Raw genomic sequence first — 26748 nt, forward strand, 5'->3', positions numbered from 1 at the left:
ATGCCGACATTTTGCGTGATTCCCGTCATTTTCGGCAATGCGACAACGCGAAAGCGTTGCGGACCGAATTCTTTCAAATATTACGCGCCAACGCAATCCGTTCGATCCGGCGCCGCCGCGCGGGGCCGGCGCTTGCCCGCGCATGCGTCGCCGGCGCGCGGGCGCGGCGCCGGGCATCGTGCAGTGCGGAATCGGTGCGCCAGAAAACGATTCCGTGCGCATTTCATCGCGATTTTCCATTGGCTGACTTCAGGCTGACTTCATGGGTTGCCATACGCTCGCCATCTGATTCGCCGACATTGGGCGGTGCATCGCCGTCGGCATTTTTCGCGCTTTGCGTCCGTGCGGCTATCGCGTCGCATCGGATTTTCATGACCGGTTTTTTCGTGGCCGCCGCGGCGGAGTCGATCGTGCGATCGCGAAGGGGCGCGTTTCCGTTTCCTTTACTTTGCAAAAGGCCGTTGCTAGATTCAAAACCGAGCGCCTCGCTCCCCCACAAGGATCGCCATGAGCCATTTCCTCGACAGGCTGCGCTTTTTCACGACCGCCCGACCGCAGTTTTCCGACGGGCATGGCGCGGTCACCGACGAGGATCGAAAGTGGGAAGAGGGCTACCGGCAGCGCTGGCAGCACGACAAGATCGTCCGCTCGACGCACGGCGTGAACTGCACCGGCTCGTGCTCGTGGAAGGTCTACGTGAAGGGCGGCATCGTCACGTGGGAAACGCAGCAGACCGACTATCCGCGCACCCGCCCGGACATGCCGAACCACGAGCCGCGCGGCTGCTCGCGCGGCGCGTCGTACTCGTGGTACCTGTACAGCGCGAACCGGCTCAAGTACCCGCTCGTGCGCAGCGCGCTCGTCAGGCTGTGGCGCGCGCGGCGCCGCACGATGGAACCCGTCGACGCATGGCGCTCGATCGTCGACGACGAAGACGCGCGGCGCGGCTATCAAAGCCGGCGCGGTCTCGGCGGCTTCGTGCGCGCGACGTGGGACGAGGTCAGCGAGATCGTCGCGGCGGCGAACGTGCATACGGTCGCGCGCCACGGGCCGGACCGCGTCGTCGGGTTTTCGCCGATCCCGGCGATGTCGATGGTGTCGTATGCGGCGGGCTCGCGCTACCTGTCGCTGATCGGCGGCGTATGCCTGAGCTTCTACGACTGGTATTGCGACCTGCCGCCCGCGTCGCCGCAGACGTGGGGCGAGCAGACCGACGTGCCCGAATCCGCCGACTGGTACAACTCGACGTTCATCATGATGTGGGGCTCCAACGTCCCGCAGACGCGCACGCCCGATGCGCACTTCCTCGTCGAGGCGCGCTACCGCGGCACGAAGATCGTGTCGGTGTTTCCCGACTATTCGGAAGGCGCGAAGTTCGGCGATCTGTGGCTGCACCCGAAGCAGGGCACCGACGCGGCGCTCGCGCTCGCGATGGGGCACGTGGTCCTGAAGGAATTCCACGTCGAGGGCGCGAGCGACTATTTCGCAGACTATTGCCGCCGCTACACGGACATGCCGTGCATCGTGCGGCTCGTGCCGCATGGCGCGGGCTACGTGCCCGAGCGGCTCGTGCGCGCGTCCGATTTCGACGGCGCGCTCGGCGAAGCCGAGCACCCGGAATGGAAGACGGTGATGATCGACGACGCGACGGGCGAGTTCGCCATGCCGGTCGGCTCGATCGGCTTCCGGTGGGCGAAGCCCGACGGCGGCAACCAGGGCAAGTGGAACCTGAAGGCCGAGACGGCGGGCGGCCGCGCGCTCGCGCCGCGGCTGTCGCTCGCGAAGGCGCACGACGAAGTCGTCGACGTGCTGTTCCCGTACTTCGGCAACCAGCCGCATGCGCATTTCGAGCCCACCCCGCACGCGTCCGAGCTGTCGCGCAGGATCGGCGCGCGGCGCGTGGCGACGCCCGAGGGCGAGATGCTCGTCGCGACCGTCTACGATCTGTTCGTCGCGAACTATGGAATCGACCAGGGGCTCGGCGGCCGCGACGTCGCGACGAGCTATGACGACGACGTGCCGTACACGCCCGCGTGGCAGGAAGCGATCACCGGCGTGAAGCGCGAGGACGCGATCTCGGTCGCACGGCAGTTCGCTCAGAACGCGCACAAGACGCAGGGCAAGTCGATGGTGATCGTCGGCGCGGGGATCAACCACTGGTTCCACATGGACATGACGTACCGCGCGATCATCAACATGCTGATCATGTGCGGCTGCGTCGGCAAGTCGGGCGGCGGCTGGTCGCACTACGTCGGCCAGGAGAAGCTGCGGCCGCAGACCGGCTGGACCGCGCTCGCGTTCGCGCTCGACTGGCACCGCCCGCCCAGGCAGATGAATGCGACATCGTTCTTCTACGCGCATACCGATCAATGGCGCTACGACCCGATGGACCCGGCCGCGTTGCTGTCGCCGCTCGCCGACAAAAGCCGCTTCCACGGCGCGCCGATCGACTACAACGTGCGCGCCGAGCGGATGGGCTGGCTGCCGTGCGCGCCGCAACTCGCCGCGAATCCGCTGCGCGTCGGCGCGGACATCGCCGATCCCGCGCTTGCGGGCGCGGAAATCGCGCGGCGGCTCGCGTCGGGCGAACTGAAGATGGCGTGCGAGGACCCCGACGCGCCCGAGAACTTCCCGCGCAACCTGTTCGTGTGGCGCTCGAACCTGCTCGGCTCGTCGGGCAAGGGCCACGAGTATTTCCTGAAGCATCTGCTCGGCACGACGCACGGCGTGCAGGGCGACGAGATCCGCGAAGGGAACGGCTCGCGTCCCGAAGAAGTGACGTGGCATGCGGACGCGCCGCGCGGCAAGCTCGACCTGCTCGTCACGCTCGACTTCCGGATGTCGACGACCTGCCTGTACTCGGACATCGTCCTGCCGACCGCGACGTGGTACGAGAAGGACGACATGAACACGTCCGACATGCATCCGTTCATCCATCCGCTGTCGGCGGCGGTCGATCCGGCATGGCAGTCGAAGAGCGACTGGGAGATCTTCAAGGGGATCGCGAAGCGCTTCTCGGCGCTCGCGGAAGGCCATCTCGGCATCGAGCGCGACGTCGTGCTCTCGCCGATCGCGCACGACAGCGCGGCCGAGCTCGCGCAGCCGTTCGACGTGCGCGACTGGAAGCGCGGCGAATGCGACGCGGTGCCCGGCAAGACGATGCCGGCCGTGACCGTCGTCGATCGCGACTATCCGAGCACGTACCGCAAGTACACGTCGCTCGGGCCGCTGATGGACCGGCTCGGCAACGGCGGCAAGGGCATCGGCTGGGACACGAAGGACGAGGTCGCGCTGCTCGGCGCGCTCAACTATCGCGTGACCGAAGCGGGCTGCGCGCAAGGCCGCCCGCGGATCGACAGCGCGCTCGACGCGGCCGAGGTGATCCTCGCGCTCGCGCCCGAGACGAACGGCGCGGTCGCGGTGAAGGCGTGGCAGGCGCTGTCGCGCGCCACCGGCATCGAGCACGCGCATCTCGCGCACGCGCGCGAGGACGAGAAGATCCGCTTTCGCGACATCCAGGCGCAGCCGCGCAAGATCATCTCGTCGCCGACGTGGAGCGGGATCGAATCCGAGCACGTGTCGTACAACGCGGGCTACGTGAACGTGCACGAGCTCGTGCCGTGGCGCACGCTGAGCGGCCGGCAGCAGCTCTATCAGGATCACCCGTGGATGCGCGCGTTCGGCGAATCGCTGTGCGCGTACAAGCCGCCGATCGATACCGGCAGCTACGCGCACATGGTCGGCCAGCGCCCGAACGGCAATCCCGAGATCGTGCTGAACTTCATCACGCCGCATCAGAAGTGGGGCATCCACAGCACGTATACGGACAACCTGCTGATGCTCACGCTGTCGCGCGGCGGGCCGATCGTCTGGATCTCGGAGCGCGACGCGCAGACGATCGGCATCGCCGACAACGACTGGATCGAGTGCTACAACGCGAACGGCGCGCTGTGCGCGCGCGCCGTCGTCAGCCAGCGCGTGCCGCGCGGGATGGTGATGATGTATCACGCGCAGGAGAAGATCGTGAACACGCCGGGCTCGGAGATCACCGGCACGCGCGGCGGCATCCACAACTCGGTCACGCGCGTGTCGCTGAAGCCGACGCACATGATCGGCGGCTACGCGCAACTGTCGTATGGCTTCAACTACTACGGCACGGTCGGCTCGAACCGCGACGAGTTCCTGATCGTGCGCAAGATGAAGCGGATCGACTGGCTCGACGGCGAGCGCGACAACGAAAGCGCGCGCGGCGCAGCCGCGCCGCTGGCCGCTTCCGGCGAACGCAACGCCGATGCGGGAGAAACCCGATGAAGATCCGCGCGCAGATCGCGATGGTGCTCAATCTCGACAAGTGCATCGGCTGCCACACGTGCTCGGTCACGTGCAAGAACGTGTGGACGAGCCGCGAAGGGATGGAGTACGCGTGGTTCAACAATGTCGAGACGAAGCCCGGCATCGGCTATCCGAAGGACTGGGAGAACCAGGAGCGCTGGCGCGGCGGCTGGAAGCGGCGCGCGGACGGCAGGATCGAGCCGCGCCTCGGCGGCAAGTGGCGGCTCCTCGCACAGATCTTCGCGAATCCGCATCTGCCGGAAATCGACGATTACTACGAGCCGTTCACGTTCGACTACGCGCATCTGCAGGAAGCGGGCGACACGAAGGCGATGCCCGTGGCGCGGCCGCGCTCGCTCGTGAGCGGCGAGCGGCTCGAGAAAATCGAGTGGGGGCCGAACTGGGAGGAGATCCTCGGCGGCGAATTCGAAAAGCGCTCGAAGGACTACAATTTCGACCACGTGCAGAAGGACATCTACGGACAGTTCGAGAACACGTTCATGATGTACCTGCCGCGCCTTTGCGAGCACTGCCTGAATCCGGCGTGCGTCGCCGCGTGCCCGTCGGGCTCGATCTACAAGCGCGAGGAAGACGGGATCGTGCTGATCGACCAGGACAAGTGCCGCGGCTGGCGGATGTGCGTGTCCGGCTGCCCGTACAAGAAGATCTACTACAACTGGCAAAGCGGCAAGGCGGAGAAGTGCATCTTCTGCTATCCGCGCATCGAGGCGGGCCAGCCGACCGTGTGCTCGGAGACCTGCGTCGGCCGCATCCGCTATCTCGGCGTGCTGCTGTACGACGCCGACCGCATCGGCGCCGCGGCGAGCGTCGAGCGCGAGACCGATTTGTACGAAGCGCAACTGTCGCTCTTTCTCGATCCGAACGACCCGACCGTCGCCGCGCAGGCGGAGCGCGACGGCGTGCCGGCCGCGTGGCTCGACGCGGCGCGGCGCTCGCCCGTCTACAAGATGGCGATCGACTGGAAGATCGCGTTCCCGCTGCATCCGGAGTACCGGACGCTGCCGATGGTCTGGTACGTGCCGCCGCTGTCGCCGATCAACGCAGCCGCGAACAGCGGCTCGCTCGGGATGAACGGCTATCTGCCCGACGTCGAATCGCTGCGCATTCCGCTGCGCTATCTCGCGAACCTGCTGACCGCGGGCGACGAGGCGCCCGTGAAGCACGCGCTCGAGCGGCTGCTCGCGATGCGCGCGTTCATGCGCGCCCGGCACGTCGATCGCGTCGACGCGCCGGGCGTGCTGAAGCAGGCGCGCCTGTCGGTCGCGCAGGTCGACGAGATGTACCGCTATCTCGCGATCGCGAACTACGAGGATCGCTTCGTGATCCCGACGACCCATCGCGAATACGCGGAGGACGCATTCGACCTGCGCGCGTCGTGCGGCTTCTCGTTCGGCAACGGCTGCTCGGGCGGCACGTCGCAGGCGAGCCTGTTCGGGATGAAGAAAGGCCGGAGGACGATTCCGATCAAGGAGGCGGAGCAATGAGCGACGCACCGGCCGAGCCGCGCGGCGCCGTGTATTCGGCGCTGTCCGCGCTGCTCGATTATCCGAGCGACGCGCTCGTCGACGCGCTGCCCGCGATCGATGCGTGCGCGCGCGACGCGAAAGGTCTGGCGAAAGAGGCGCGCGCGGGACTCGCGCGCCTCATCGGGTATCTCGGCGAGCGCGATTTGCTGACGCTGCAGGAGAACTACGTCGCGCTGTTCGATCGCGGCCGCGCGACGTCGCTGCACCTGTTCGAGCACGTGCACGGCGAGTCGCGCGATCGCGGGCAGGCGATGGTCGACCTGCTGCAGATGTACGAGCGGCACGGGCTCTATCTGAGCGCGCACGAGCTGCCCGATTATCTGCCGGTGTTCCTCGAATATCTGTCGCGATTGCCGGAGCGCGACGCGCGCAATCTGCTCGTGGAGACGGCGGACATCCTGCAGGCGCTCGCGGCGGCGCTCGCGAAGCGCGGCAGCCATTACGGCTTCGCGATCGGCGCGCTGCTGTCGCTCGCGGGCAAGGGGCAGGCCGACGCGCCCGATGCGCCGGACGACGATGCGCATACGAGCGTCGACCACCGCGCGCTCGACGCCGACTACGCGGACGAGCCGGTGCGCTTCGTCGGCGCGGCGACGCCGGGCGCGGCGGAGCCCGTGCGGTTCTACGACCGGCGGCCGGGCCGCCAAGCTGCGGAACGAGGCGAGGCGGGACGAAAACCGGCGGCGGTGAAAAGGCCGGGGGGCAGGACCGACGAAGCACCCGACGAAGAATCAGGAGAAGCCCATGAGCGATGACCTGAATACGTTTCTGTTCGGCATCTATCCGTACCTCTGCGTCGCGGTGCTGCTGATCGGCAGCCTGATCCGCTTCGATCGCGAGCAGTACACGTGGAAGAGCGATTCGTCGCAACTGCTGCGGCGCGGCGCGCTGCGGCTCGGCAGCAACCTGTTCCACTGGGGCGTGCTCGTCGTCGTGATCGGCCATTTCGGCGGCTTTCTCGCGCCGCACTGGCTCGTGTCGCCGTTCCTGTCGGCGTCCGCGCATCAGCTCGTCGCGATGGTGGGCGGCGGCGCGGCGGGCGCGGTCGCGATCGTCGGGCTCACGATCCTGATCGTGCGGCGGCTCGGCGACGCGCGCATCCGCCACAACAGCCGCAAGTCCGACATCCTGATCGTGCTGATGCTGTGGGCGCAGCTCGCGCTCGGGCTCGGCACGGTCGTGCTGTCCGCGCGCCACATGGACGGCGCGATGTTCGAGGTGCTGACCGGCTACGTGAAGGGCGTCGTCACGTTCCAGCCGGGCATCGCGGGCCTGCTCGCCGGCGTGCCGTGGACCTATCGCGCGCACATCCTGCTCGGCTTCACGATCTTCCTCGTGTCGCCGTTCACGCGGATGGTGCATATCTGGAGCGGATTCGCGTCGGTTGCATACCTGATCCGCCCGTACCAGCTCGTTCGCAAGCGTTGACGCGGCCGATGAACACGATCGACGAAACCCTCGATACGCGGCCGCACGCACGCGTGAGCGTGAACGGCGTCGAGATCGGCGCGGCCGACATCGCCGCCGAGCGCGCGCATCATCCCGACGCCGAGGATCCGCTCGACGCGGCGCGGCGCGCGCTCGTCGTGCACGAGCTGCTGCGCCAGCGCGCGGTCGCGCTCGGGCTCGCGGCCGACGGCGCGCCGCTCGGCGACGACGCGCTCGACGCGCTGCTCGCGCGCGAGCTCACGCATCTGCCGGAGCCGACGCGCGACGATTGCGAGCGCTACTACCGCAACCATGCGGAGCGCTTTCGCCGCCGCGACATCGTGCATGCGAGCCATATCCTGTTCGCGGTGACGGACGCGACGCCGCTCGCGCCGCTGCGCCGCGAGGCCGAGGCGGCGCTCGCGCGCGCGCTTGCCGCGCCGCAGACGTTCGAGACGCTCGCGCGCGAACTGTCGAACTGCCCGTCGGCGGCGGTCGGCGGCAATCTCGGGCAATTGCTGCGCGGCGATTCGGTGCCGGAATTCGACGCGGCCGTGTTCGACACGCCGGAGCTCGGCGTGCTGCCGCGCCTCGTGAACACGCGTTTCGGCTTCCATATCGTGCGGATCGAGCGCCGCGAGCCGGGCGATCCGGTGCCGTTCGACGCGGTCGCGGCCGACATCGCCGCGTTCCTCGCCGAGCGCGTGCGGCACAAGGCGATCCAGCAATACGTGACGATTCTCGCGAGCCGCGCGCGGATCGAGGGCGTCGCGTTCGGCGACGCGAACGGACCGCTGGTTCAATGAACTGATCGGAAAAGGAGGGCGGACATGGTCTCACAGCACGATTCCGGCGCGTTCGACCATGCGCCCGCGATTCCCGCGCGCGCATGGTCGGTGCTTTTCGCGAGCACGTTCGCGTTCCTCGTCTGCTTCGTCGTCTGGATGATGTTCGGCGTGCTCGGCATCCAGTTGCGCGAAGACCTGCGTCTGAACGCGACCGAGTTCGGCATGCTCACGTCGACGCCCGTGCTGACGGGCGCGCTGATGCGGCTGCCGCTCGGCGCATGGACCGACCGCTTCGGCGGCCGCATCGTGATGACGGTGCTGCTCGTCGTCTGCGCGGTGCCCGTCTACGGGGTCAGCTACGCGAACGCGCTGTGGCAGTTCCTGCTGATCGGGCTCTTTCTCGGCTGCGTCGGCGCATCATTCGCGGTCGGCACGCCGTACGTCGCGCGGTTCTTTCCGCCGCAGCGGCGCGGGCTCGCGATGGGCGTGTTCGGCGCCGGCACGGTGGGCGCGGCGGTCAACCTGTTCGTCACGCCGCGGTTGCTCGCCGCATACGGCTGGCGCTTCGTGCCGCGCGTGTACGCCGTTGCGCTCATCGTCACCGCGGCGATCTTCTGGCTCGCCTCGGCGCCCGATCCCGGCGCGGGCGCGCAAAAGGGCTCATGGGTCGATTCGTTCAAGGTGCTGCGCGATCCGCGCGTATGGAAGCTCTGTCAGTACTACTCGATCACGTTCGGCGGCTTCACCGCGCTGTCGCTGTGGATTCCGCAGTATCTGAAGAACGGCTATGGGATGTCGCTCGTCGCCGCGTCCGCGTTCGCGGCGGGCTTTTCGCTGCCGGGCTCGGTGCTGCGCGCGCTCGGCGGCGCGCTCGCCGACCGCTACGGCGCGCACGCGATCACCTGGTGGGGGCTGTGGGTCGCGTGGATTTGCCTGTTCCTGCTGTCCTATCCGCCGACCGACCTCGTGATCCATACGATCGACGGCACCGCGACGCTGCGGCTGCATGTTCCGCTCGCGGCGTTCGTCGTGCTGACGTTCGCGCTCGGCGCGGTGTTCGCGTTCGGGATGGCGTCGACGTTCAAGTACGTCGCCGACGATTTCCCGAACGACATGGGGGTCGTCACCGGCATCGTCGGGCTGGCGGGCGGGCTCGGCGGCTTCCTGCTGCCGGTCATCTTCGGCGCGCTCGTCGATCTGCTGCGCGTGCGTTCGACGTGCTTCATGTTCCTGTACGGGATCGTGTGGGTGTCGCTGATCATCCTGTACTTGTCCGAGATCCGGCGCGTGCCCGTCACGGGCGCCGCCGCGCGCTGATCGATCCGGCCGTTCAGGCGATCCGCTCGGCGTCCGCCGGCTGCGCGGCCGGCTCGGCCGCGGCGGCGCGCTCGACGCCGGACTGCCGGCGCCTGCGCGCGACGGGTTCGAGGATGCTCGTCGCGTCGCCGAGGAAGAGCCAGTGGGCCTCGCCGGGCGCGGCCGCGTCCGATTCGCGGATCCAGTTCGCGCCGCACGCGCGGCAGCGGAATTTGGCGATCACGACCGGCTTGCGCGACAGCGGCCGCAGTTTGGTCGGCTTGCCGAGCGCGTCGAGCGGAACGTCGCTCGACGCCGGGTGCCGCTCGGAAACGAGCGGCTGACAGACATCGCAAGGTATCATTGCTGCTTTTCTACGGCACGGGCGCACACGCGCCCACGAATCAGGCGGCGGGCTTGCGGCGCGACTGCGGCTTCGCGGCGCCGCGCACGGCAACCGTGCTGCGCGTCTTGTAGCTCACGCCGTGCTGCTCGAGATAATCGCGAATCATCTGCCGCACGACCTGCGACGGCGTCAAATCCTGCGCGGCGCACAGTTGCTCGAACGCCTTTTTCTTGAAGGGGTCGATCAGGACGGTCAGACGGGCGCTTTTCGTTTCCATGACGGGACACAGTGGCGAGTATGTTAATCAAATTATAATACATGCCGCCTCCCCGTCGACTTTTTCATCCGTTCCTCATTTGCGGCCCCGCTTCGCGCGCGCCGCATCACGCGTCGACCGGTTCGCCGAACCTGCTCCAGTCGTAGCTCGCGCCCAGTTCGAGCCGCACTGCCGCCTCGGCGAGATCGACGCTGTGCCGATCGGCCAGCGCGTTCGCGCGCTCGATCATCGTCTCGAGCGACGGCAGCGGCGCGTCGGTTTTCCAGGCGAAGACGATCAGGTTCAGCGCGCTGTCCTCGGCGGGCGCGAGCGCCGCCGATGCGCCGAACGCGTCGCGCAGCGCGGCGAGGCTGTCGGCCACCCGCGGATCGTCGACGAGCAGATTGACGACGAGCACGCCGTCGTCCGCCAGATGGCGGCGGCAGTCCGCGTAGAACTGCCGGGTGCCGAGCTCGAGCGGCAGGCCGCCGGCGTCGAAGCCGTCGACGATCAACACGTCGGCGCGCGCGTCGCCCGCCGACGCGACATAGCTTGCGCCGTCCGCGCACAGAACCGTGAAGCGCGCGTCGTCGGGCGGAATCCGGAACCGGTCGCGCAGCGCGATCACGTCCGGATTGATCTCGATCGACGTGATCTGCGCATCGGGCAGGTACCGGTAAAAATATTTCGCGAGCGAGCCGCCGCCCAGGCCGATCATCGCGATTCGCCGCGGCCGCGGGTGCAGCAGCAGAAAGCCTGCCATCGTGCGCGTGTAGCCGAGCGCGAGCAGATCCGGGCCGTCGACGTACATGCAGCTTTGCATGCCGCGCTCGTCGAAGCACAGCGACACGAGATGCGGCGTCTCGATCACGACGGGCGAATTCGCGCGAGCGCAACGGTGCGGCGCGGACAGCGGGCCCGACGAGTTCGCGGGCATGCCGGGAAAGCGAGGTCGCATCGGCCGGTTCTCCCGCGCGCTCAGCGTTGGGTCAGCAGCGCCGCGAGGGAATCGAGCGCGTCCTCCTCGTCGGGGCCGCTCGACAGGATCTGCATCCGCGTGCCGCATTTCGCGCGCAGCGCGACCACGGACATCACGTCCTTCGCGTTCGCATGGCGACCGTTCGCGACGACGACGATGTCGCTCTGGAAGCGGCCCGCCGCGCCGGCGAGCGCCTCGCCTGCGAACGCGGCGTCATAGCGCCCCCATTTCGGACCGATTTCGATCAATGCGTGTGCCACCGGGATTCCTTCAAGTGATGCATCGGGCGCGCCGTTCAGCCGGCTCGCGCGCTTGCCCGCTCAGTGCATGACGCGCGCCTGCGCACGGGCGAGGAACGCGAGCAGCTCGTCGGCCCACGCGTGATCGTGCAGGACGATCTTCGCGGTGTCGAGCGGCGTCATGTCGCGGCTCAGATGCACGAGCGCAAGCGAGCGAGGCGGGCAGGGCCGCTGGAAGAAGCGGCCCTCGTCGTCGAGGAAGAGGCACGGGCGCTGCCGGATCTGCGCGCTCGATACCGAGACCGGGTCCAGCACGTGCCGCGCCGACTCCTTCGGGTACACGAAGATGACGTTCGTGCCGAGCGCCTCGAGGCGCTCGCACGCGTCCGAGAAGCGGTACAGCATCTGAAAGCCGCGCTCGCCGCTCCTGCCGACGCCGACGATCACGAGCCCCTGCGCGCCCATCACGTCCCGCGGCTCGCGGCGCGCGTAGTCGTGCGCAAGGAGCGCTACGCGCATGTCGAACATGCGTGCGTCCGGGGCGAGCCGCGCATCGGAAGGCGCGAGCGGTTGAGCCAATCGCCGGAGCGGGCCGGCGCGCGATCGATCATTTTCATGCGAGAAGAAGTATATGCACATAACATTAACATGGTATGTGCGTTCCCGGAAAGTGGGCGAGCGCGCGGGCGAGGTCGGCGCAACGCGCGGGAGGGCGGCAAAACGCGCGTCGACGCCTGTCAGGCGGCTTTCGGAACGGCGAGAGGGCCGTTGCGCCTCGCGCGACGATTCCGCCGGCCGGGCCGGGGGCCGGGCGGCGGCATCGGGATTCGGGCGTCGACGCCCGAACGCGCCGTCCGGCTCCCCGCGCCGTCAGCGCACGCGCCCGCTGCCCGGCCGGCCGGCCCATTCGCGCAGGTCGTCGAGCATCGGGATGCCGGCCAGCACGACGAGCAGGCCCGCGAGCGGAATCGTCACCGAATAGCCCACATGCTTGAAGCCGAGCGCGCCCGCGAGGCCGCCCGAGAAGAACATCGCGAGCATCGTGCCGAGCACGCGCAGCTTCTGCCGGTTCGCGTACACGTCGGGCTCGCCGGGGTCGACCTGCGTCGAGTTCCAGTAGAACAGCTTGCCGAGCTCGATGCCGAGATCGGTGACGATGCCCGTCATGTGCGTCGTGCGGATCTCGGCGTTCGAGAGCTTCGTGATGATCGCGTTCTGCAGGCCCATGATGAAGCACAGCAGAACGACCGTGACGGGCACGAAGAACGCCCGCCAGAGCGCCAGATGGCTGCCGAGCAGCCCGAAGCACAGCAGCAGGAACGCCTCCAGCAGCAGCGGGAACGCATAGCGGCTGTGCAGCCCCTTGCGGCGGCCCCAGTTGACGAGCACGGCCGACGTGGCCGCGCCCAGCAGGAACGACGCGAGCGACGCGATTCCCGCGAACACGAGCACGATGTCGCCGAGGGCCGCCTGATCGGCGATCGCCGAGACGATGCCGCTCATGTGCGACGTGTACTGCTTGACGGCGAGAAAGCCGCCGGCGTTCGCGGCGCCCGCGACGAACGCCAGGGAAAAGCCGAGGTGGCGGTTCGCGTCGAGATTGCGGTCCTTTCCGGCGAGGCTGCGAAAGTAGGCGACAGGCATGGTGTGGCGACGGGAGGGGCTGCGCGTCCGCTCACATGTCCGGGCCGGCGCGTGCGTGCGCCGCACGGCCGCGACGCGGGGTATACCGGAGGAACGAGGCGATGCGTATCGACGCGTATGGTGACAGATCGACAATGGTGCTAGGATGATAACGTCATTATCATACTCTTGTAACGAGATGGTCCTGCGATGACGCTCCGCCCGACGCCCGAAACCAAAGAGGAGACGCGCTGCGCGGGCGCGCGCTGCGCGCACCGCGCACGTTGCGGCGCCGCATGCGCGCGGCCTTTCGCCGCTTGCGCGGCGCGCGCCGCTTCGCCATACTCGTTCGCACGTCGGCTGGTGCGACGCTAGGCGAACCGCGAGTCATACAACATGGAACAGGGCCTGCTTCTCCGATGCGTGCTGTTCATCGCGCTCGCGTGGCTCGCGCTCGGCTGCGCCGGACTCGCGAACATGCGCCGCACCGGTGTGATCGCACACGGTCTCTATCCGATCGGCGCGCTGGCGGGCCTCGCGCTCGCGGCAGCCGGTCTCGCCGGGGTGTTCGCCGGACCGTCGACGGCCGTGCTGCCGCTCGGCCTGCCCGATCTGCCGTTCCATCTGCGCATCGATGCGCTGTCCTCCTATTTCCTGTTCGTGCTCGGCGTGGTGACGGCGGGCGTCGGCGCGTTCTCGTCCGGCTACTTCCGCAAGGGCGAGGGCACGGCGCCCGGCCTCATCTGCTTCGAATACCACGTGTGCGTCGCGAGCATGGCGCTTCTGCTCGTCGCGGACGACGCGTACTGCTTCATGGTCGCGTGGGAGACGCTGACGCTGTCGGCGACCTTCCTCGTGATGACGAACCACCGGATCGCCGAGATCCGCCGCGCCGCATTCCTCTATTTCCTGATCTCGCACGTCGGCGCGCTCGCGCTCCTGCTGTGCTTCGGCCTGCTGCAGGCGGGCACGGGCGATTACACGTTCGCGAACATGCGCGTCCAGCATCTCGACGGGCTCGCCGCGTCGGCCGCGTTCGTGCTCGCGCTCGCCGGCTTCGGCGCGAAGGCGGGCATCTTCCCGCTTCACGTGTGGCTGCCGGACGCGCATCCGGCCGCGCCGTCACCCGTGTCCGCGCTCCTGAGCGGCTTCGTGCTGAAGGTCGGCCTGTACGGGATCCTGCGCACGGTGCTCGACCTGCTGCACGTGCAGGTGGCGTGGTGGGGCGTGCTCATGCTCGCGCTCGGCCTGTTCAGCGCGTTGCTCGGCGTCGTGTTCAGCACGATCCAGACCGACATGAAGCGGCTGCTCGCCTATTCGTCGATCGACAACGTCGGCCTGATGTGCGTGAGCCTCGGGCTCACGATCCTGTTCCTCGGCTACCGGCTGCCCGCGCTCGCCGCGCTGTCGCTGACGGCGCTGCTGTATCAGATCGTCGCGCACGCGTGCTTCAAGAGCCTGCTGTTCCTCGGCACGGGCGCCGTGCTGCACGCGACGGGCGAGCGCAATCTCGGCCGGCTCGGCGGCCTGATCCGCTTCATGCCGTGGACCGCGTGGGCGATGCTCGTCGCGGTCGCCGCGAGCGCCGGGCTGCCGCCGTCGAGCGGCTTCGTGTCCGAATGGCTGCTCGTGCAGAGCTTCCTGTTCACGCCGGGCCTGCCGGATTCGGTGCTCGGGATGACGGTGCCGCTCGTCGCGGCGCTCGTCGCGCTGACGGCGGCGCTCGCCGGCTACACGATGGTCAAGTTCTTCGGCATCGTGTTCCTCGGCCAGCCGCGCGAGGCCAAGCTCGAGCGCGCGCGCGACGCGAGCCCGTGGGAGCGCGTCGCGTTCGGCTGGTTCGCGGCGGCGAGCGTGCTGCTCGGCCTCGCGCCCGTCCAGTACGTGAAGGTGCTCGACGCGGTCACGCGCGCGCTGATCGGCGCGGGCATCGGCGGAACGAACCACGGATGGCTGCTGTTCGCGCCCGTGTCCACCGCGCGCGCGAGCTACATGCCGGCGCTCTTCATGCTGTTCTTCGTCGCGTGCTGCGCGCTCGCGTGGCTGCTCGTGCGGCGCTTCTACCACGGGCAGCTCCGGCGCTCGGCGCCGTGGTCGTGCGGCAATCCGTTCGTGACCGCGCGGATGCAGGACACGGCCGAAGGCTTCGGTCAGCCGATCCGCGAGATCTTCACACCGTTCTTCCGCGTCGAGCGGCGGCTGCCGTCGCCGTACGACCGGCAGCCGGAATACCGGATGAGCGTCGCGGACCGCACGTGGCATCTGCTGTACGAGCCGATCGCCGCGCTGGTGAACCGCGTCGCCTCGCTCGTCGGGCTGTTGCAGACGGGGCGCATCGCGGTCTATCTGATGTACAGCTTCATCGTGCTGATCGTCCTTTTGACGGTGGTGAGACGATGGTGACCGCATCCGGCATCCTGTCACAGACGCTCGAGATTCTCGTCGCGCTCGCGGCCGCGCCGCTGTTGACGGGCTGGGTCAACCAGTGCCGCGCGTGGCTGCAGAACCGCCGCGCGCCGAGCATCTGGCAGCCGTACCGGATGCTGCACAAGCTGTTCAACAAGGAATCGATCGTCGCGGCGCACGCGAGCCCGCTCTTTCGCGGCGCGCCTTACGTGGTCTGGGCGGCGATGACGCTCGCGTGCGCGATCGTGCCGACGCTGTCGACCGAGCTGCCGTTCTCGCCCGCCGCCGACGCGATCGCGCTCGTCGGCCTGTTCGCGCTCGCGCGCGTCGCGCTGTCGCTCGCGGCGATGGACATCGGTACCGCGTTCGGCACGCTCGGCGCGCGCCGCGAAATGCTGATCGGCTTCCTCGCTGAACCGGCGCTCCTGATGGTGCTGTTCTCGGCGTCGCTGATCACGCGCTCGACGCTGCTGACGAGCATCGTCGCGACGCTCGGCCACCGCGAGATCGTGATCTATCCGAGCCTCGCGTTCGCGGGGATCGCGTTTACGCTCGTGTCGCTCGCGGAGAACGCGCGGCTGCCGGTCGACAACCCCGCGACGCACCTCGAGCTGACGATGATTCACGAGGCGCTGATCCTCGAATATTCGGGCCGCCATCTCGCGCTGATGGAATGGGCGGCAAGCCTGAAGCTCTTCGCGTATTCGTGCATCGGCCTCGCGCTCTTCATGCCGTGGGGGATCGCCGAGGCGGGCAGTCCGCTCGCGCTGCTGTTCGCGCTGCCGGCGCTCTTCATCAAGCTGCTCCTGGGCGGCGCGGCGCTCGCCGTCGTCGAGACGACGAACGCGAAGATGCGCCTGTTCCGCGTGCCCGAATTTCTCGCGACCGCGTTCCTGCTCGCGGTGATCGGCATGCTCGTCCATTTCCTGCTGGGGGCGTAGATGCACGGCTACGCGACGCAGCTCGTCAATTTCCTCGCGGCGATCCTGCTGCTCCTGTCGTTCGCGATGCTGAGCCAGCGGCGGATCCTGTCGCTGATCCATCTGTATACGCTGCAGGGCGTCGCGCTCGTGTCGGCGAACCTGATTCTCGGCTTCGTGACGGCGGACACGCATCTGTACGTGTCCGCCGCGCTCACGCTGCTGCTGAAGGTCGGGCTGATCCCGTGGATCCTGTACCGGCTCGTGCAGCGGCTGAACGTGAAGGCCGACGTCGAGCCGCTCCTGAACATCCCGACGACGCTCGTCGCCGGCATCGCGCTCGTGATCGTCGCGTTCAACGTCGCGGCGCCGATCAGCCGGCTCGCCGAATCGGCCGCGCGCGGCACGCTCGGCATCGCGCTCGCGTGCGTGCTGCTGTCGTTCATGATGATGATCACGCGCGCGAAGGCGATTCCGCAGGTGATCGGCTTCCTGTCGATGGAAAACGGCCTGTTCTTCGCCGCCGCGGCGGCGACCAACGGGATGCCGATGATCGTCGAGCTCGGGATCGGGCTCGACGTGCTCGTCGGTATCCTGATCCTCGGCGTATTCATGTTCCAGATCCGCGAGCAGTTCGACAGCCTCGACATCCACCATCTCGAGAAACTGAAAGATGATTGACGTCTACGTGCTGCTTGCGTCGCTCGGCCTTCCGCTCGTCGCGGGCGGATGCCTTGCGCTCGTGCGGCGGCAGCACGTCGCGCGCGCGCTGAACGTCGGCTTCAGCTTTCTCACGTGCGCGGCGACGCTCGCGCTCGCCGCGCGCACCGTCGCGAACGGGCCGATGTACGCGGTGGGGAAGCTTTTCCTCGTCGATCCGTTCAACGTGTTCCTCGTCGCGCTGACGGCGTTCGTCGGCTGGACGACGTCGCTGTTCTCGAATCCGTACATGCGCATCGAGCAGGACCGCGGCAAGATGAGCGACGGCCGGATGCGGCTCTATCACTGCATGTATCAGTTGTTCATCTTCGCGATGCTGCTCGCTCTGCTCACGAACAACGTCGGCGTGCTGTGGGTCGCGATGGAGGCGGCGACGCTCGCGACGGTGCTGCTCGTCAGCGTCTACCGGACCGCGGCGAGCCTCGAGGCCGCGTGGAAGTACTTCATCCTGTGCGGCGTCGGCATCGCGCAGGCGCTGTTCGGCACGATCCTCCTGTATCTCGCGGCGGGCCGGCTGCTCGCGGACGGCGACGCGCTGCTGTGGACGAGCCTGAACGCAGTCAAGACGCAGCTCGATCCGACGATCATGTCGATCGCATTCGTGTTCCTGCTCGTCGGCTACGGGACCAAGGTGGGGCTCGTGCCGATGCACAACTGGCTGCCCGACGCGCACGCCGAAGGCCCGACGCCGATCTCGGCGGTGCTCTCGGGGCTGCTGCTGAACGTCGCGCTGTACGCGGTGCTGCGCTGCAAGGTGCTCGCCGACGGCGCGCTCGGCAACGCGCTGCCCGGGCACCTGCTCGTCGGCTTCGGGCTCGTGTCGGTGCTCGTCGCGTCGTTCTCGCTGTTCCGGCAAAAGGACGTGAAGCGGCTGTTCTCGTATTCGTCGATCGAGCACATGGGCCTGATGACGTTCGCATTCGGCCTCGGCGGCCCGGTCGCGACGTTCGCGGGGCTGCTGCACATGACGGTTCACTCGCTCGTCAAGTCGGCGATTTTCTTCGCGGTCGGGCACGCGGCGCAGAAGGCGCACACGCAGGCGATCGACGGCATCCGCGGGCTCCTGCAGGTGAGCCCGACGGTCGGCTGGGGGATGATGCTCGGCACGCTCGCGATCCTCGGCATGCCGCCGTTCGGCGTGTTCGCGAGCGAATTCCTGATCCTGACGACGGCGATCGCGAAGCTCCCGTGGAGCGCACCGTTCCTGCTCGTCGCGCTCGCGGCGGCGTTCGCGGCGATCTTCATGCGCGTGCAGCGGATGGTGTTCGGCGAATCGAACGTCGCATCGCTCGAGCATCCGCCGGCGCTGCTGCCGGTGTTCGTTCACCTCGCCCTCGGCTTGATGCTCGGGCTCTACGTGCCGCCGTATCTCGCGACCTGGTATCGGCAGGCGGCGGCGATGATCGCGGGGTAGCCGATGCGAACCGACTCCTTCCAGATTCCCGGTCAGACGCGCGTGGCAAGCGCGGCAGGGCAGGCGCGCGTCGTGTTCGCGTCGGTCGACGCCGATGCGTGGACGCGCGCCGCCGAGACGATTTGCGAGGCCGGCGGGCGGCTCGTCACGCTGTGGGGCGGCGAGCCCGTCGCCGGATGCTTCGAGGTGTGCGCCGCGTTCGAGCTGGACGACGGGCTGTTGTGGTTGCGCCTGCCGGTCGAACCGGCGTCGAACGAAGGGCGGGAGGCAGGCGAAGCCGGCAATGAGAAAGAAGCCGACGGCGCGGGCGACTACCCGGATCTGTCGACGATCTTCGCCGGCGCGGCGCGAATGCAGCGGGCGATTCGCGATCTCGTCGGCCTGCGCGCGCGCGGCGCGGACGACATGCGGCCGTGGCTCGATCACGGTGCATGGCCGCGCGGCTACCATCCGCTGCGCCGGCGTGCGACGGGCCGCGAGCGCTTCGAGACCGCGACGGCCGACTATCCGTTCGTGCCGGTCGCGGGCGACGGCGTGCACGAGATCGCGGTCGGGCCGATTCATGCGGGCGTGATCGAGCCTGGGCATTTCCGCTTCTCGGTGGTCGGCGAAAAGGTGCTGCGGCTCGAGGAACGGCTCGGCTACGCGCATCGCGGCGTCGAGCGGCTCTTCGAGCGCGCGGATGCGCTCGCGGGCGGCCGGCTCGCCGCGCGCATCGCCGGCGATTCGACGGTCGCGTTCACATGGGCGTACTGCATGGCGCTCGAACAGGCGCTGAAGGTCCGCGTGCCGGACCGCGCGCTGCGGCTGCGCGCGCTGCTGCTCGAGCGCGAGCGCGTCGCCAACCATCTCGGCGATCTCGGCGCGCTCGGCAACGACGCGGGCTTTGCGGTCGGCCTCGCGCATTTCTCGCGGCTCAAGGAAGACTGGCTGCGCCTGAACGACCGGATCTTCGGGCATCGCTATCTGATGGATCGAATCGCGCCGGGCGGCGTCGAGCGCGACGTCGCGGCGGACGACGCCGCGGCGATCGTCGCGCAGTGCGACCGGATCGAGGGCGAAGTGCGCACGATGCAGTCGATCTACGACGATCAGTCCGGCCTGCAGGACCGCTTTGCCGGCACCGGGCGGCTCACCGCGCGGACGGCCGCGCACTTCGGCGTGTGCGGGCTCGTTGCGCGGGCGAGCGGGCAGGCGCGCGACGTGCGCGGCGACCACCGGCTCGCGCCGTACGACGCGGTGCCCATCGACGTCGTCAGCGACGCGCGCGGCGACGTCGCGGCGCGCGTTGCGGTGCGCTTCGCCGAAACGTACGAGTCGATGCGCGCGATTCGCGCGCTGCTCGCCGGCCTGCCGGGCGACGGAATTGCCGCCGAGGTCGCGCTCGCCGCGAACGTTCCGGGCAACCCGGCCGATGCGGAAGGCGCTGAAGATGCGGGAGACGGACGCGGTGCGGGAAGCGCAGCCGACGATGCGCGGCGGCGCGGCATCGGCTGGGTCGAAGGCTGGCGCGGGCCGGTGCTCGTCGCGCTCGAACTCGATGCGCGCGGCGCCGTCGCGCGCTGCCATTGCCACGATCCGTCATGGCACAACTGGCCCGCGCTCGAGCATGCGATCATCGGCAACATCGTGGCCGACTTCCCGTTGATCAACAAGTCGTTCAACCTGAACTACGCGGGGCACGACCTGTAATGTGGCAGCTCATCAAACAGATCGCACGCACCGGCCGGCCCGACGAGCCCGCGCCGATGGGCGAAGACGCATGGCAGCGGGATGCGCAGCCCATCCGGCAGGAGATTCTCGACATCCTCGGCCGCGCGCTGTGCATCCGCGCGGTTGATGCCGGCTCGTGCAACGGCTGCGAGCTCGAACTGCACGCGCTCGGCAATCCGTACTACAACATCGAAGGCCTCGGCATCAAGTTCGTCGCGAGCCCCCGGCACGCGGACATGCTGCTGATCACCGGGCCGCTCACGCTGAACATGCGCGACGCCGTGCGTCTCGCGTATGACGCGACGCCCGCGCCGAAGCTCGTCGTCGCGGCAGGCGATTGCGCATGCACGGGCGGCGTGTTCGCGGGCAGCTACGCGGTGTGCGGGCCCGTCGAGACGCTCGTGCCGGTCGACATCGCGATTCCGGGCTGCCCGCCGCGGCCGCTCGATCTGCTGCGCGGCATCCGCAGCGCGCTCGAACGCGTGCGCACGGACATGCGTTGACGCCCTCCGGGCGTCGTCGATGCGCTGCACAACACTCGATTATTCGTCGGCGACTCCTCTTCGCATCGAGATACATTCAAACTGTTCGATCGGCGCGTCGTGACGGCCGGCGCAGCCGTGCGCGCGATCCGCAAACGTATCCATTCCACTTGTAGGGGAATCCCTACGTCCGCTGCGCATAATCCTACGCCGCTCTCGTCTTTTACTGATTTCCAATCGGGCACTTTTTATCGCACCCTTGATGGATCGAAAAATACAAAAAATTGCCGCGCCTGCCCGAAGCTGTACCTGATTCGTACTCCGCCAGTTTCCCGAAAGACGCGAAAACTCCTTGTCAAGGTCATGTTCGGCCGAGCGAGCAACGAAATAGAAAGGCACGAAGTCGATGGGATTACTGCGGAGTTTCCGAGCGTGGCGCAAGCTGCGGCGTCTGCCGTCGATCAAGATTGAGACGAAGGCGGCCGCAGCGCAGAGCGAGCCCGCGGCGCATGCGAAGTGGGCGGTCGTGATTCGCAGCGCGGATGGCGCACGGGTCGGCGAAGCGACCTACGGCCTTTCGCGGCTGACCGACCGGCTGTACGTGCATAGCCTCGAGATCGCGCCGTCGGCGCGGCGGCGCGGCTACGCGCTCGCGTTCCTGATGATGCTGAACCGCTACTACAAGGTGCCGATCGTGCCGATGTCCGACAGGGCGGGCGGCAGTCCGTTCTGGGCCAGCGTGAAGAAGCTGAGGCCGGGCGGCCTCGCCGTGCTGTTCGACGAAAGAGCCGATGGCGCGGGCATGCCGCCGCCGCACGCATAGCGGCGCTTGCCCGGCTCGCGATGCGATGTCGCCACCAAGCTGCCCTGGGGCGTTCGAGCATGACGCGCCGGCCCGCGCCGCGGTCAGGCGTTCGGCCCGTGCACGAGCAGCAACGGAATCTGCGTGAGCCGCGCGACGCGCTGCGCGACGCTGCCGAGCAGCCAGCGCGACACGCCGCGCCGGCCGTGCGTGCCCATCACGAGCAGATCCGCGGGCCAGCGGTCGGCTTCGCGCACGATCGTGTGCGCGACGTCGTCGCTCGTCAGGTCGGTGCTGACCACCGCGGTGCTCGATTGGCCGGGCGCTTCGTCGAGCAGTTGGCGCGCGACGGCGAGCGCCTTCTCGCTTTCCTCGACAAAGGCGTCCTCCAGCATGTGGATCGGCACGAAATCGGTGAGCCGCACCGCGCGGTCGATCACGTAGATCGCGCGCAGATGCGTGTCGGGCGTCGCGAATTGCGCGCCGTAGCGTAACGCGCGCGCGGCGATCGGGCTGCCGTCGGTCGCGAGCAGCACGCGCTTCGGCGCATGCGTGGCCGATTCGACGCCGGGCGGCACGAACAGAATCGCGCAATCCGTCCTCGCGAGCAGCGGCTCGGACACGCTGCCGTCGACCCAGCGCAGCACCCCCTGATACTGATGCGAGCCGACGACGAGCAGATCGGCTTGCCAGTCGCGCGTCTCGTCGAGAAGCGCGTCGACGACGTCGCCGCCTTTCTTCGCGAGATCGACGATCGCCGTTTCGACGGTGACGTCGTCGCGGCCGAAAGTGACCGTCGCGTCGCCGAGCGCGTTCGACGCGTCGTTGACGAGCTCGGTGTGCGCCGCGGCGAATTCGGACGGCGCGAACGTATGCGGCAGCGTGTACGCGCGCGGCGTGTCGACGACGCTGATGAAGCGCACCGTCGCGCCGGCGGGCACCACGTGCTTCAGATAGGCGACGGCGCGCTGCGACGCCTTCGACGCGTCGGTCGCGACGAGAACGCGCTGCGGCAGCGACAGCGGGGCGGGATTCGAGGTATCGGTAGGCATCGTCGACTCCATCAACGTATGAGGCGGACAACGGCCCGTTTATTGTGTGGCACCAGCCTCGCCGTTCGTTGAGCGAAATCAAGCTTTTCGAGCGCCGAGAAAGGGCGTGCGGACGGCGAAACCGGGCCGAGGATCGGCGCGAAACGCCCCGCCGAACGGCTTGAGCGCGAGCAGGTCGTCTCTTTCCGACGATTCGCAGTCGAGAATCACGAAGCCGTAGCGATTGAAGGTTCCGATCATGCCGGAGACATCGTCATCGGTCATCGTGCGGGGAGAGCGGATGGGCAGCGTCACTGCGGACAACGGCAACGCGCCGCCGAACGGCTGGCTGGAATTGCCTCTGAGACGTTTGTTCTGCTGAAGCGGCCGGCGTGCGGCGGAAGCATCGGCGCGCAGTCCGAATGCACGAAATATGGAAAGGGGGAGTGTCTTTTGCCGATGCCCGTATCCGGCACGGGCAATCAAGAAAAGATATTCGAGCGTTTCAAAAACGAAGAATGAGAGAGGCGCGGAGGAAACCGATCGAATCGGCTTTGACGGTTTAAAGAGCGGGCGTCGATTCCCGCATCGCATGGCGGAAAGAAAGGGCGTGAACGCAGCGCGGACGCGCAGCGACGATGCACGCCTGCTTCGTCGGGCGAATCGTCTCGGGCGATTTATCGCGCGATCATTCCGCGGGATCGAGCAGCGACAATTCGTCGACGAAGCGCACGGCGAACGATGCAGTGCCGCGCGCATCCGCCGCGCGCTCGGCGGCAATCGCATAGATCGCGTGCGCCGCAGCCGTCGCGGCGAGCGGCGCGCCGCGTTGCGCGAGCAGCGCCGCGATCAGCGCGCCGAGCGCGCATCCGGCGCCCGTCACGCGCGTGAGGCGCGCATCGCCGCCCGCGATGGCGAGCGTCTCGACGCCGTCCGTCACGTAGTCAGTCGGGCCGCTCACCGCGACGACAGCGCCGCTGCGCCGCGCGAGATCGCCGATGAACGCGAGCGCGCTTTCCGGGCTCGCGGTCGTATCGACGCCCTTGCCGGCCGCCGCGCCGCCCGCGAGCGCGATCAGCTCGCTTGCGTTGCCGCGGATCACGGTCGGCTCGAGAGCGAGCAGATCGCGTACGATCGCGTCGTATTCGGGCGCGCCCGCGCCGACCGCGACCGGATCGAGCACCCAGCGCGTGCCTGCCTCCGACGCGGCGCACGCGGCCGCGCGCAGCGTGTCGGCGCCGCTGCTCATCAGCGCGGCCGTGTTGATCCACAGCGCGCCCGCGCCGGCGCCGAAACGCACGGGCCAGTCGGCCGCGGCTCCGATCGCGGGCGCCGCGCCGACGGCGAGCAGCACGTTCGCGCTCAGGTTCGCGGCGACGTAGTTCGTGAGCCCGTAGACGAACGGCGCCGCGTGCTTGACGGCGGCGAACTCGTCGCGAACGAGCGGCGTGTTCCAGTTGACCGATTTCATGTTGTCATTCCTTGTCGCGTCCGCGTCCGCGCATGCAAGTGCGCTCGACTGCGTGCGTTCGCGTATCGTGCGCCCGATCCCGCCGGCGATGGCCGGAAAAGGGCGGCTGCGGCACTGTAAACGTTACGGCGCGCGCATGCATCGATCGCCGTCAAGCCGCCGCGAGTCTTTGCATGATCGCGATGCTCGGCCGCGCGAACCGGCATCACGCGCGGCGCGCCTTCGCTCGTTCGCCGGGCATCGACAGAATGTCGAGCGCCTGCTGCATCAGCTCGATGCTCTGGCTTTCCTGCATGATGCCCGCGTGCAGCACGAGATGCTGCAAGCGCCGCTCCTTCGTGTCCATGCCGTGCGTGAAATCGCGCGCCTCGATCTCGCGGTACAGCGCGAGCTTCTGCCGGTGCAGCTCGAGCCGCCGCCGGATTTCGTCGGCGAGCCCGGTCGGCCCGACGACCGCTTCCGCGCGCAGCCGGATCATCAGCTCGTCGCGCACCGGCTTCGGATTGTCGTGCTGCGCGATCCAGCGCTTCAGCTCCTTGCGGCCCGCGGGCAGGATCCGGTACGCGCGCTTGCGCCCGCGCGCCTGCTCGACGGGCGTCGATTCGACCCAGCCTTCGTCTTCGAGCCGTGCGAGCTCGCGGTAGATCTGTTGATGGGTCGCGTGCCAGAAGTAGCCGATCGAGCGATCGAAGCGGCGCGTCAGCTCGGAGCCGGAGCCCGGGCGTTCGGCGAGGGACGTGAGCAGCGCGTGGGGCAGGGACATTGCGGTGGAGCCGGGGATCGAAATCCCCGCATCTTGCCACACCGCGGGGCGCGCGCCCGTTTAGAGGACGCACTTTATGCAACGCGTTGCATCGGCTGGCGGGCGCCGATATATTTATGCAACCCGTTGCAAAAAAAGAGCGACCGATGACCTTTTATCCCCACCTGACGGCTCCGCTGGAGCTCGGTTTCACATCGCTGAAGAACCGCGTGCTGATGGGCTCGATGCACGTCGGGCTCGAGGAGGCCCCGAACGGCTTCGAGCGGATGGCCGCGTTCTACGCGGAACGCGCGCGCGGCGAGGCCGGGCTCATCGTCACGGGCGGCATCGCGCCGAACGAGCGCGGCCGGATGACGCCCGGCGGCTCGATGCTCGCGACCGAGGAGGAGGCCGAGCGCCATCGGATCGTCACGCGCGCGGTGCACGACGCGGACGGCAAGATCGCGATGCAGATCCTGCATTTCGGCCGCTACGCGCATCACCCGGCGCTCGTCGCGCCTAGCGCGCTGAAGGCGCCGATCAATGCGTTCACGCCGCATGCGCTGTCGGCGAGCGAAGTCGGCGCGACGATCGACGACTTCGCTCGCTGCGCGGCGCTCGCGCAGTACGCGGGCTACGACGGCGTCGAGATCATGGGTTCCGAAGGCTATCTGATCAACGAGTTCATTGCCGCGCGCACGAATCATCGCGACGACGAATGGGGCGGCGCGTACGAAAACCGCATCCGCTTTCCGGTCGAAATCGTGCGGCGCGTGCGCGAGCGGGTCGGCGCGAACTTCATCGTCATTTATCGGCTGTCGATGCTCGATCTCGTCGAAGGCGGCTCGACGCTCGACGAGGTGATCCGCCTCGCGCAGGCGATCGAGGCGGCCGGCGCGACGATCCTGAACACCGGGATCGGCTGGCACGAGGCGCGCATCCCGACGATCGCAACGAAGGTGCCGCGCGCCGCGTACGCGTGGGTGACGAAGCGGCTCGTCGGCCATGTCGGTATTCCGCTCGTCGCGACGAACCGGATCAACACGCCCGAGCTCGCCGAGCAACTGCTCGCCGACGGCTATTGCGACATGGTGTCGATGGCGCGGCCGTTCCTAGCCGATGCGCAGTTCGTGCGCAAGGCGCGCGAAGGGCGCGCGGACGAGATCAACACCTGCATCGGCTGCAACCAGGCGTGCCTCGATCACATCTTCAGCGGCAAGATCACGTCATGCCTCGTCAACCCGCGCGCATGCCACGAGACCGAGCTCGTGATCGAGCCGGCCGAGCGGCGCAAGCGGATCGCGGTCGTCGGCGCGGGCCCGGCGGGCCTGAGCTTCGCCGTCACGGCCGCCGGGCGCGGGCATCGAGTCGAACTGTTCGAGGCGTCGCCGGAAATCGGCGGGCAGTTCAACATCGCGAAGAAGGTGCCCGGCAAGGAGGAATTTCACGAGACGCTGCGCTATTTCCGCCGGCAGATCGAGCTGCGCGGCGTGACGCTGCACCTGAGCACGCGGGCGGACGTCGCGCGGCTCGCGGGCGGCGGCTTCGACGAAATCGTGCTCGCGACGGGCGTGACGCCGCGCGTGCCCGACATCGACGGCATCGATCACGCGCGCGTGCTCGGCTATCTCGACGTGCTGCGCGACGGCAAGCCGGTCGGCGCGAGCGTCGCCGTGATCGGCGCGGGCGGGATCGGCTTCGACGTCAGCGAATATCTGACGCAGGCGGGCGAGAGCGCGAGCGTCGCGCCGGCGAAGTTCTATGCCGAATGGGGCGTGGACATCGGGCACGACGCGCGCGGCGGCGTGCGCCTGCCGCACGTCGACGCCGCGCCGCGCGACGTGCATCTGCTGCAGCGCAAGGCGTCGAAGGTGGGCGACGGGCTCGGCAAGACGACGGGCTGGATTCATCGGACGTCGCTGAAGGCGCGGCGCGTCGCGATGTCGTCGAACGTGTCGTACGAGCGGATCGACGACGCCGGGCTGCACGTGCGCATCGACGGCGAGCCGCGGACGCTCCCGGTCGACAGCGTCGTCGTCTGCGCGGGCCAGGAGCCGCAGCGCGAGCTATACGACGGCCTGCGCGCGGCCGGCTGCTCGGTGCATCTGATCGGCGGCGCGCACGTCGCCGCGGAGCTCGACGCGAAGCGCGCGATCCTGCAGGGGACGACGCTCGCCGCGTCGATCTGACGCGCGCGGCTCGCCGCGCCGCGC

The 26748-nt window shown here is 68.4% G+C and carries 23 protein-coding genes and 2 pseudogenes; 14 read left to right on the forward strand and 11 right to left on the reverse strand.

Annotation, left to right across the window (positions count from 1 at the left end; all coding sequences use genetic code 11):
• Positions 1-223: 223 nt before the first annotated feature.
• The gene (locus tag AQ610_RS36455) at positions 224-499 is read right to left on the reverse strand and encodes a hypothetical protein (RefSeq protein ID WP_156436740.1); all 276 of its coding nucleotides are present in this window, start codon (positions 497-499) and stop codon (positions 224-226) included.
• 8 nt (positions 500-507) lie between these two features.
• Between AQ610_RS36455 and AQ610_RS24865 the strand changes: the two genes are divergently transcribed.
• From AQ610_RS24865 to AQ610_RS24890, 6 genes and pseudogenes are all read left to right on the forward strand, one after another.
• Positions 508-4311, forward strand: coding sequence for a nitrate reductase subunit alpha (locus AQ610_RS24865; RefSeq protein WP_006027167.1), 3804 nt, complete (start codon positions 508-510; stop codon positions 4309-4311).
• Positions 4308-5837 carry a nitrate reductase subunit beta gene (narH, locus tag AQ610_RS24870; protein ID WP_006027168.1) on the forward strand — a complete coding sequence of 510 codons (1530 nt, stop codon included), beginning with the start codon at positions 4308-4310 and terminating at the stop codon, positions 5835-5837. The genes AQ610_RS24865 and narH overlap by 4 nt, the downstream gene beginning before the upstream one ends.
• A pseudogene (gene narJ / locus AQ610_RS24875) lies at positions 5834-6523 on the forward strand (nitrate reductase molybdenum cofactor assembly chaperone); the annotation flags it as partial. The gene narH and the pseudogene narJ, both read left to right, overlap by 4 nt.
• Positions 6524-6623: 100 nt before the next feature.
• The gene (gene narI / locus AQ610_RS24880; protein ID WP_006027170.1) at positions 6624-7307 is read left to right on the forward strand and encodes a respiratory nitrate reductase subunit gamma; all 684 of its coding nucleotides are present in this window, start codon (positions 6624-6626) and stop codon (positions 7305-7307) included.
• Positions 7308-7315: 8 nt separating this feature from the next.
• A complete protein-coding gene (locus AQ610_RS24885; RefSeq protein ID WP_043282744.1) occupies positions 7316-8113 on the forward strand; it encodes a peptidylprolyl isomerase in 798 nt (265 codons plus the stop codon).
• Between the two features lie 24 nt (positions 8114-8137).
• Positions 8138-9412 (forward strand): MFS transporter, encoded by a 1275-nt coding sequence (locus AQ610_RS24890; RefSeq protein ID WP_006027172.1) that lies wholly within the window; start codon positions 8138-8140, stop codon positions 9410-9412.
• A 13-nt stretch (positions 9413-9425) separates the two neighbouring features.
• Here the strand turns inward: AQ610_RS24890 and AQ610_RS24895 are convergent, their stop codons facing one another.
• From AQ610_RS24895 to AQ610_RS24920, 6 genes are all read right to left on the reverse strand, one after another.
• Complete coding sequence (locus AQ610_RS24895; RefSeq protein ID WP_006027173.1) at positions 9426-9755, reverse strand: hypothetical protein; 330 nt, start codon at positions 9753-9755, stop codon at positions 9426-9428.
• A 40-nt stretch (positions 9756-9795) separates the two neighbouring features.
• Complete coding sequence (locus AQ610_RS24900) at positions 9796-10014, reverse strand: ribbon-helix-helix protein (protein ID WP_006027174.1); 219 nt, start codon at positions 10012-10014, stop codon at positions 9796-9798.
• A 106-nt stretch (positions 10015-10120) separates the two neighbouring features.
• Positions 10121-10930 (reverse strand): fused MFS/spermidine synthase, encoded by an 810-nt coding sequence (locus AQ610_RS24905; protein WP_006027175.1) that lies wholly within the window; start codon positions 10928-10930, stop codon positions 10121-10123.
• Positions 10931-10971: 41 nt separating this feature from the next.
• Positions 10972-11232: an HPr family phosphocarrier protein gene (locus tag AQ610_RS24910; protein WP_006027176.1), complete on the reverse strand. Its 261-nt coding sequence runs from the start codon at positions 11230-11232 to the stop codon at positions 10972-10974.
• A 60-nt stretch (positions 11233-11292) separates the two neighbouring features.
• The gene (locus AQ610_RS24915; RefSeq protein ID WP_006027177.1) at positions 11293-11739 is read right to left on the reverse strand and encodes a hypothetical protein; all 447 of its coding nucleotides are present in this window, start codon (positions 11737-11739) and stop codon (positions 11293-11295) included.
• Positions 11740-12081: 342 nt separating this feature from the next.
• A complete protein-coding gene (locus AQ610_RS24920; RefSeq protein WP_006027178.1) occupies positions 12082-12855 on the reverse strand; it encodes a YoaK family protein in 774 nt (257 codons plus the stop codon).
• A gap of 375 nt (positions 12856-13230) precedes the next feature.
• Between AQ610_RS24920 and hyfB the strand changes: the two genes are divergently transcribed.
• The 7 genes from hyfB (at position 13231) to AQ610_RS24955 (ending at position 21312) form a co-directional block, all read left to right on the forward strand.
• Entirely contained in the window at positions 13231-15237 is a 2007-nt protein-coding gene (gene hyfB / locus AQ610_RS24925) for a hydrogenase 4 subunit B (protein WP_006027179.1), read from the forward strand.
• Complete coding sequence (locus AQ610_RS24930) at positions 15231-16181, forward strand: respiratory chain complex I subunit 1 family protein (protein ID WP_006027180.1); 951 nt, start codon at positions 15231-15233, stop codon at positions 16179-16181. The genes hyfB and AQ610_RS24930 overlap by 7 nt, the downstream gene beginning before the upstream one ends.
• Positions 16182-16841, forward strand: a complete 660-nt coding sequence (locus tag AQ610_RS24935) for a formate hydrogenlyase (protein WP_004533049.1) — start codon at positions 16182-16184, stop codon at positions 16839-16841.
• On the forward strand, positions 16834-18294 hold the full coding sequence (locus tag AQ610_RS24940) for a hydrogenase 4 subunit F (protein ID WP_006027181.1): 1461 nt from the start codon (positions 16834-16836) through the stop codon (positions 18292-18294). The genes AQ610_RS24935 and AQ610_RS24940 overlap by 8 nt, the downstream gene beginning before the upstream one ends.
• Before the next feature lie 3 nt (positions 18295-18297).
• Complete coding sequence (locus AQ610_RS24945) at positions 18298-19986, forward strand: hydrogenase large subunit (RefSeq protein WP_006027182.1); 1689 nt, start codon at positions 18298-18300, stop codon at positions 19984-19986.
• Positions 19986-20510, forward strand: coding sequence for an NADH-quinone oxidoreductase subunit B family protein (locus AQ610_RS24950; RefSeq protein ID WP_006027183.1), 525 nt, complete (start codon positions 19986-19988; stop codon positions 20508-20510). The genes AQ610_RS24945 and AQ610_RS24950 overlap by 1 nt, the downstream gene beginning before the upstream one ends.
• Positions 20511-20895: 385 nt before the next feature.
• Positions 20896-21312, forward strand: coding sequence for a hypothetical protein (locus tag AQ610_RS24955; RefSeq protein WP_006027184.1), 417 nt, complete (start codon positions 20896-20898; stop codon positions 21310-21312).
• 83 nt (positions 21313-21395) lie between these two features.
• On the opposite strand, the gene AQ610_RS24960 is transcribed toward AQ610_RS24955, so the two are convergent.
• From AQ610_RS24960 to AQ610_RS24975, 4 genes and pseudogenes are all read right to left on the reverse strand, one after another.
• Positions 21396-22355 carry a universal stress protein gene (locus AQ610_RS24960; RefSeq protein ID WP_006027185.1) on the reverse strand — a complete coding sequence of 320 codons (960 nt, stop codon included), beginning with the start codon at positions 22353-22355 and terminating at the stop codon, positions 21396-21398.
• A gap of 135 nt (positions 22356-22490) precedes the next feature.
• Positions 22491-22646: pseudogene (locus AQ610_RS37625) on the reverse strand (TauD/TfdA family dioxygenase); the annotation flags it as partial.
• Positions 22647-23010: 364 nt separating this feature from the next.
• Positions 23011-23793 carry a hydroxyethylthiazole kinase gene (thiM, locus tag AQ610_RS24970; protein ID WP_006027187.1) on the reverse strand — a complete coding sequence of 261 codons (783 nt, stop codon included), beginning with the start codon at positions 23791-23793 and terminating at the stop codon, positions 23011-23013.
• Between the two features lie 205 nt (positions 23794-23998).
• Positions 23999-24556, reverse strand: coding sequence for a PadR family transcriptional regulator (locus AQ610_RS24975; RefSeq protein ID WP_006027188.1), 558 nt, complete (start codon positions 24554-24556; stop codon positions 23999-24001).
• A gap of 146 nt (positions 24557-24702) precedes the next feature.
• Between AQ610_RS24975 and AQ610_RS24980 the strand changes: the two genes are divergently transcribed.
• Positions 24703-26724, forward strand: coding sequence for an NADPH-dependent 2,4-dienoyl-CoA reductase (locus AQ610_RS24980; protein WP_009915056.1), 2022 nt, complete (start codon positions 24703-24705; stop codon positions 26722-26724).
• Positions 26725-26748 lie beyond the last annotated feature (24 nt).

The sequence above is a fragment of the Burkholderia humptydooensis genome, assembly GCF_001513745.1.
In the GTDB taxonomy this organism is placed as follows: Bacteria; Pseudomonadota; Gammaproteobacteria; order Burkholderiales; family Burkholderiaceae; genus Burkholderia; species Burkholderia humptydooensis.

What these genes read in the sequence shown, in the direction of transcription:
- AQ610_RS24960 (WP_006027185.1), bottom strand. Translation starts at nt 22,355, where the DNA reads ATGGAGTCGACGATGCCTACCGATACCTCGAATCCCGCCCCGCTGTCG.
- AQ610_RS24930 (WP_006027180.1), top strand. Translation starts at nt 15,231, where the DNA reads ATGGTGACCGCATCCGGCATCCTGTCACAGACGCTCGAGATTCTCGTC.
- AQ610_RS24975 (WP_006027188.1), bottom strand. Translation starts at nt 24,556, where the DNA reads ATGTCCCTGCCCCACGCGCTGCTCACGTCCCTCGCCGAACGCCCGGGC.
- AQ610_RS24935 (WP_004533049.1), top strand. Translation starts at nt 16,182, where the DNA reads ATGCACGGCTACGCGACGCAGCTCGTCAATTTCCTCGCGGCGATCCTG.
- hyfB (WP_006027179.1), top strand. Translation starts at nt 13,231, where the DNA reads ATGGAACAGGGCCTGCTTCTCCGATGCGTGCTGTTCATCGCGCTCGCG.
- AQ610_RS24915 (WP_006027177.1), bottom strand. Translation starts at nt 11,739, where the DNA reads ATGTTCGACATGCGCGTAGCGCTCCTTGCGCACGACTACGCGCGCCGC.
- AQ610_RS24955 (WP_006027184.1), top strand. Translation starts at nt 20,896, where the DNA reads ATGGGATTACTGCGGAGTTTCCGAGCGTGGCGCAAGCTGCGGCGTCTG.
- AQ610_RS24945 (WP_006027182.1), top strand. Translation starts at nt 18,298, where the DNA reads ATGCGAACCGACTCCTTCCAGATTCCCGGTCAGACGCGCGTGGCAAGC.
- AQ610_RS24865 (WP_006027167.1), top strand. Translation starts at nt 508, where the DNA reads ATGAGCCATTTCCTCGACAGGCTGCGCTTTTTCACGACCGCCCGACCG.
- AQ610_RS24900 (WP_006027174.1), bottom strand. Translation starts at nt 10,014, where the DNA reads ATGGAAACGAAAAGCGCCCGTCTGACCGTCCTGATCGACCCCTTCAAG.
- narI (WP_006027170.1), top strand. Translation starts at nt 6,624, where the DNA reads ATGAGCGATGACCTGAATACGTTTCTGTTCGGCATCTATCCGTACCTC.
- narH (WP_006027168.1), top strand. Translation starts at nt 4,308, where the DNA reads ATGAAGATCCGCGCGCAGATCGCGATGGTGCTCAATCTCGACAAGTGC.
- AQ610_RS24950 (WP_006027183.1), top strand. Translation starts at nt 19,986, where the DNA reads ATGTGGCAGCTCATCAAACAGATCGCACGCACCGGCCGGCCCGACGAG.
- AQ610_RS24895 (WP_006027173.1), bottom strand. Translation starts at nt 9,755, where the DNA reads ATGATACCTTGCGATGTCTGTCAGCCGCTCGTTTCCGAGCGGCACCCG.
- thiM (WP_006027187.1), bottom strand. Translation starts at nt 23,793, where the DNA reads ATGAAATCGGTCAACTGGAACACGCCGCTCGTTCGCGACGAGTTCGCC.
- AQ610_RS24890 (WP_006027172.1), top strand. Translation starts at nt 8,138, where the DNA reads ATGGTCTCACAGCACGATTCCGGCGCGTTCGACCATGCGCCCGCGATT.
- AQ610_RS24980 (WP_009915056.1), top strand. Translation starts at nt 24,703, where the DNA reads ATGACCTTTTATCCCCACCTGACGGCTCCGCTGGAGCTCGGTTTCACA.
- AQ610_RS24920 (WP_006027178.1), bottom strand. Translation starts at nt 12,855, where the DNA reads ATGCCTGTCGCCTACTTTCGCAGCCTCGCCGGAAAGGACCGCAATCTC.
- AQ610_RS24885 (WP_043282744.1), top strand. Translation starts at nt 7,316, where the DNA reads ATGAACACGATCGACGAAACCCTCGATACGCGGCCGCACGCACGCGTG.
- AQ610_RS24940 (WP_006027181.1), top strand. Translation starts at nt 16,834, where the DNA reads ATGATTGACGTCTACGTGCTGCTTGCGTCGCTCGGCCTTCCGCTCGTC.
- AQ610_RS24905 (WP_006027175.1), bottom strand. Translation starts at nt 10,930, where the DNA reads ATGCCCGCGAACTCGTCGGGCCCGCTGTCCGCGCCGCACCGTTGCGCT.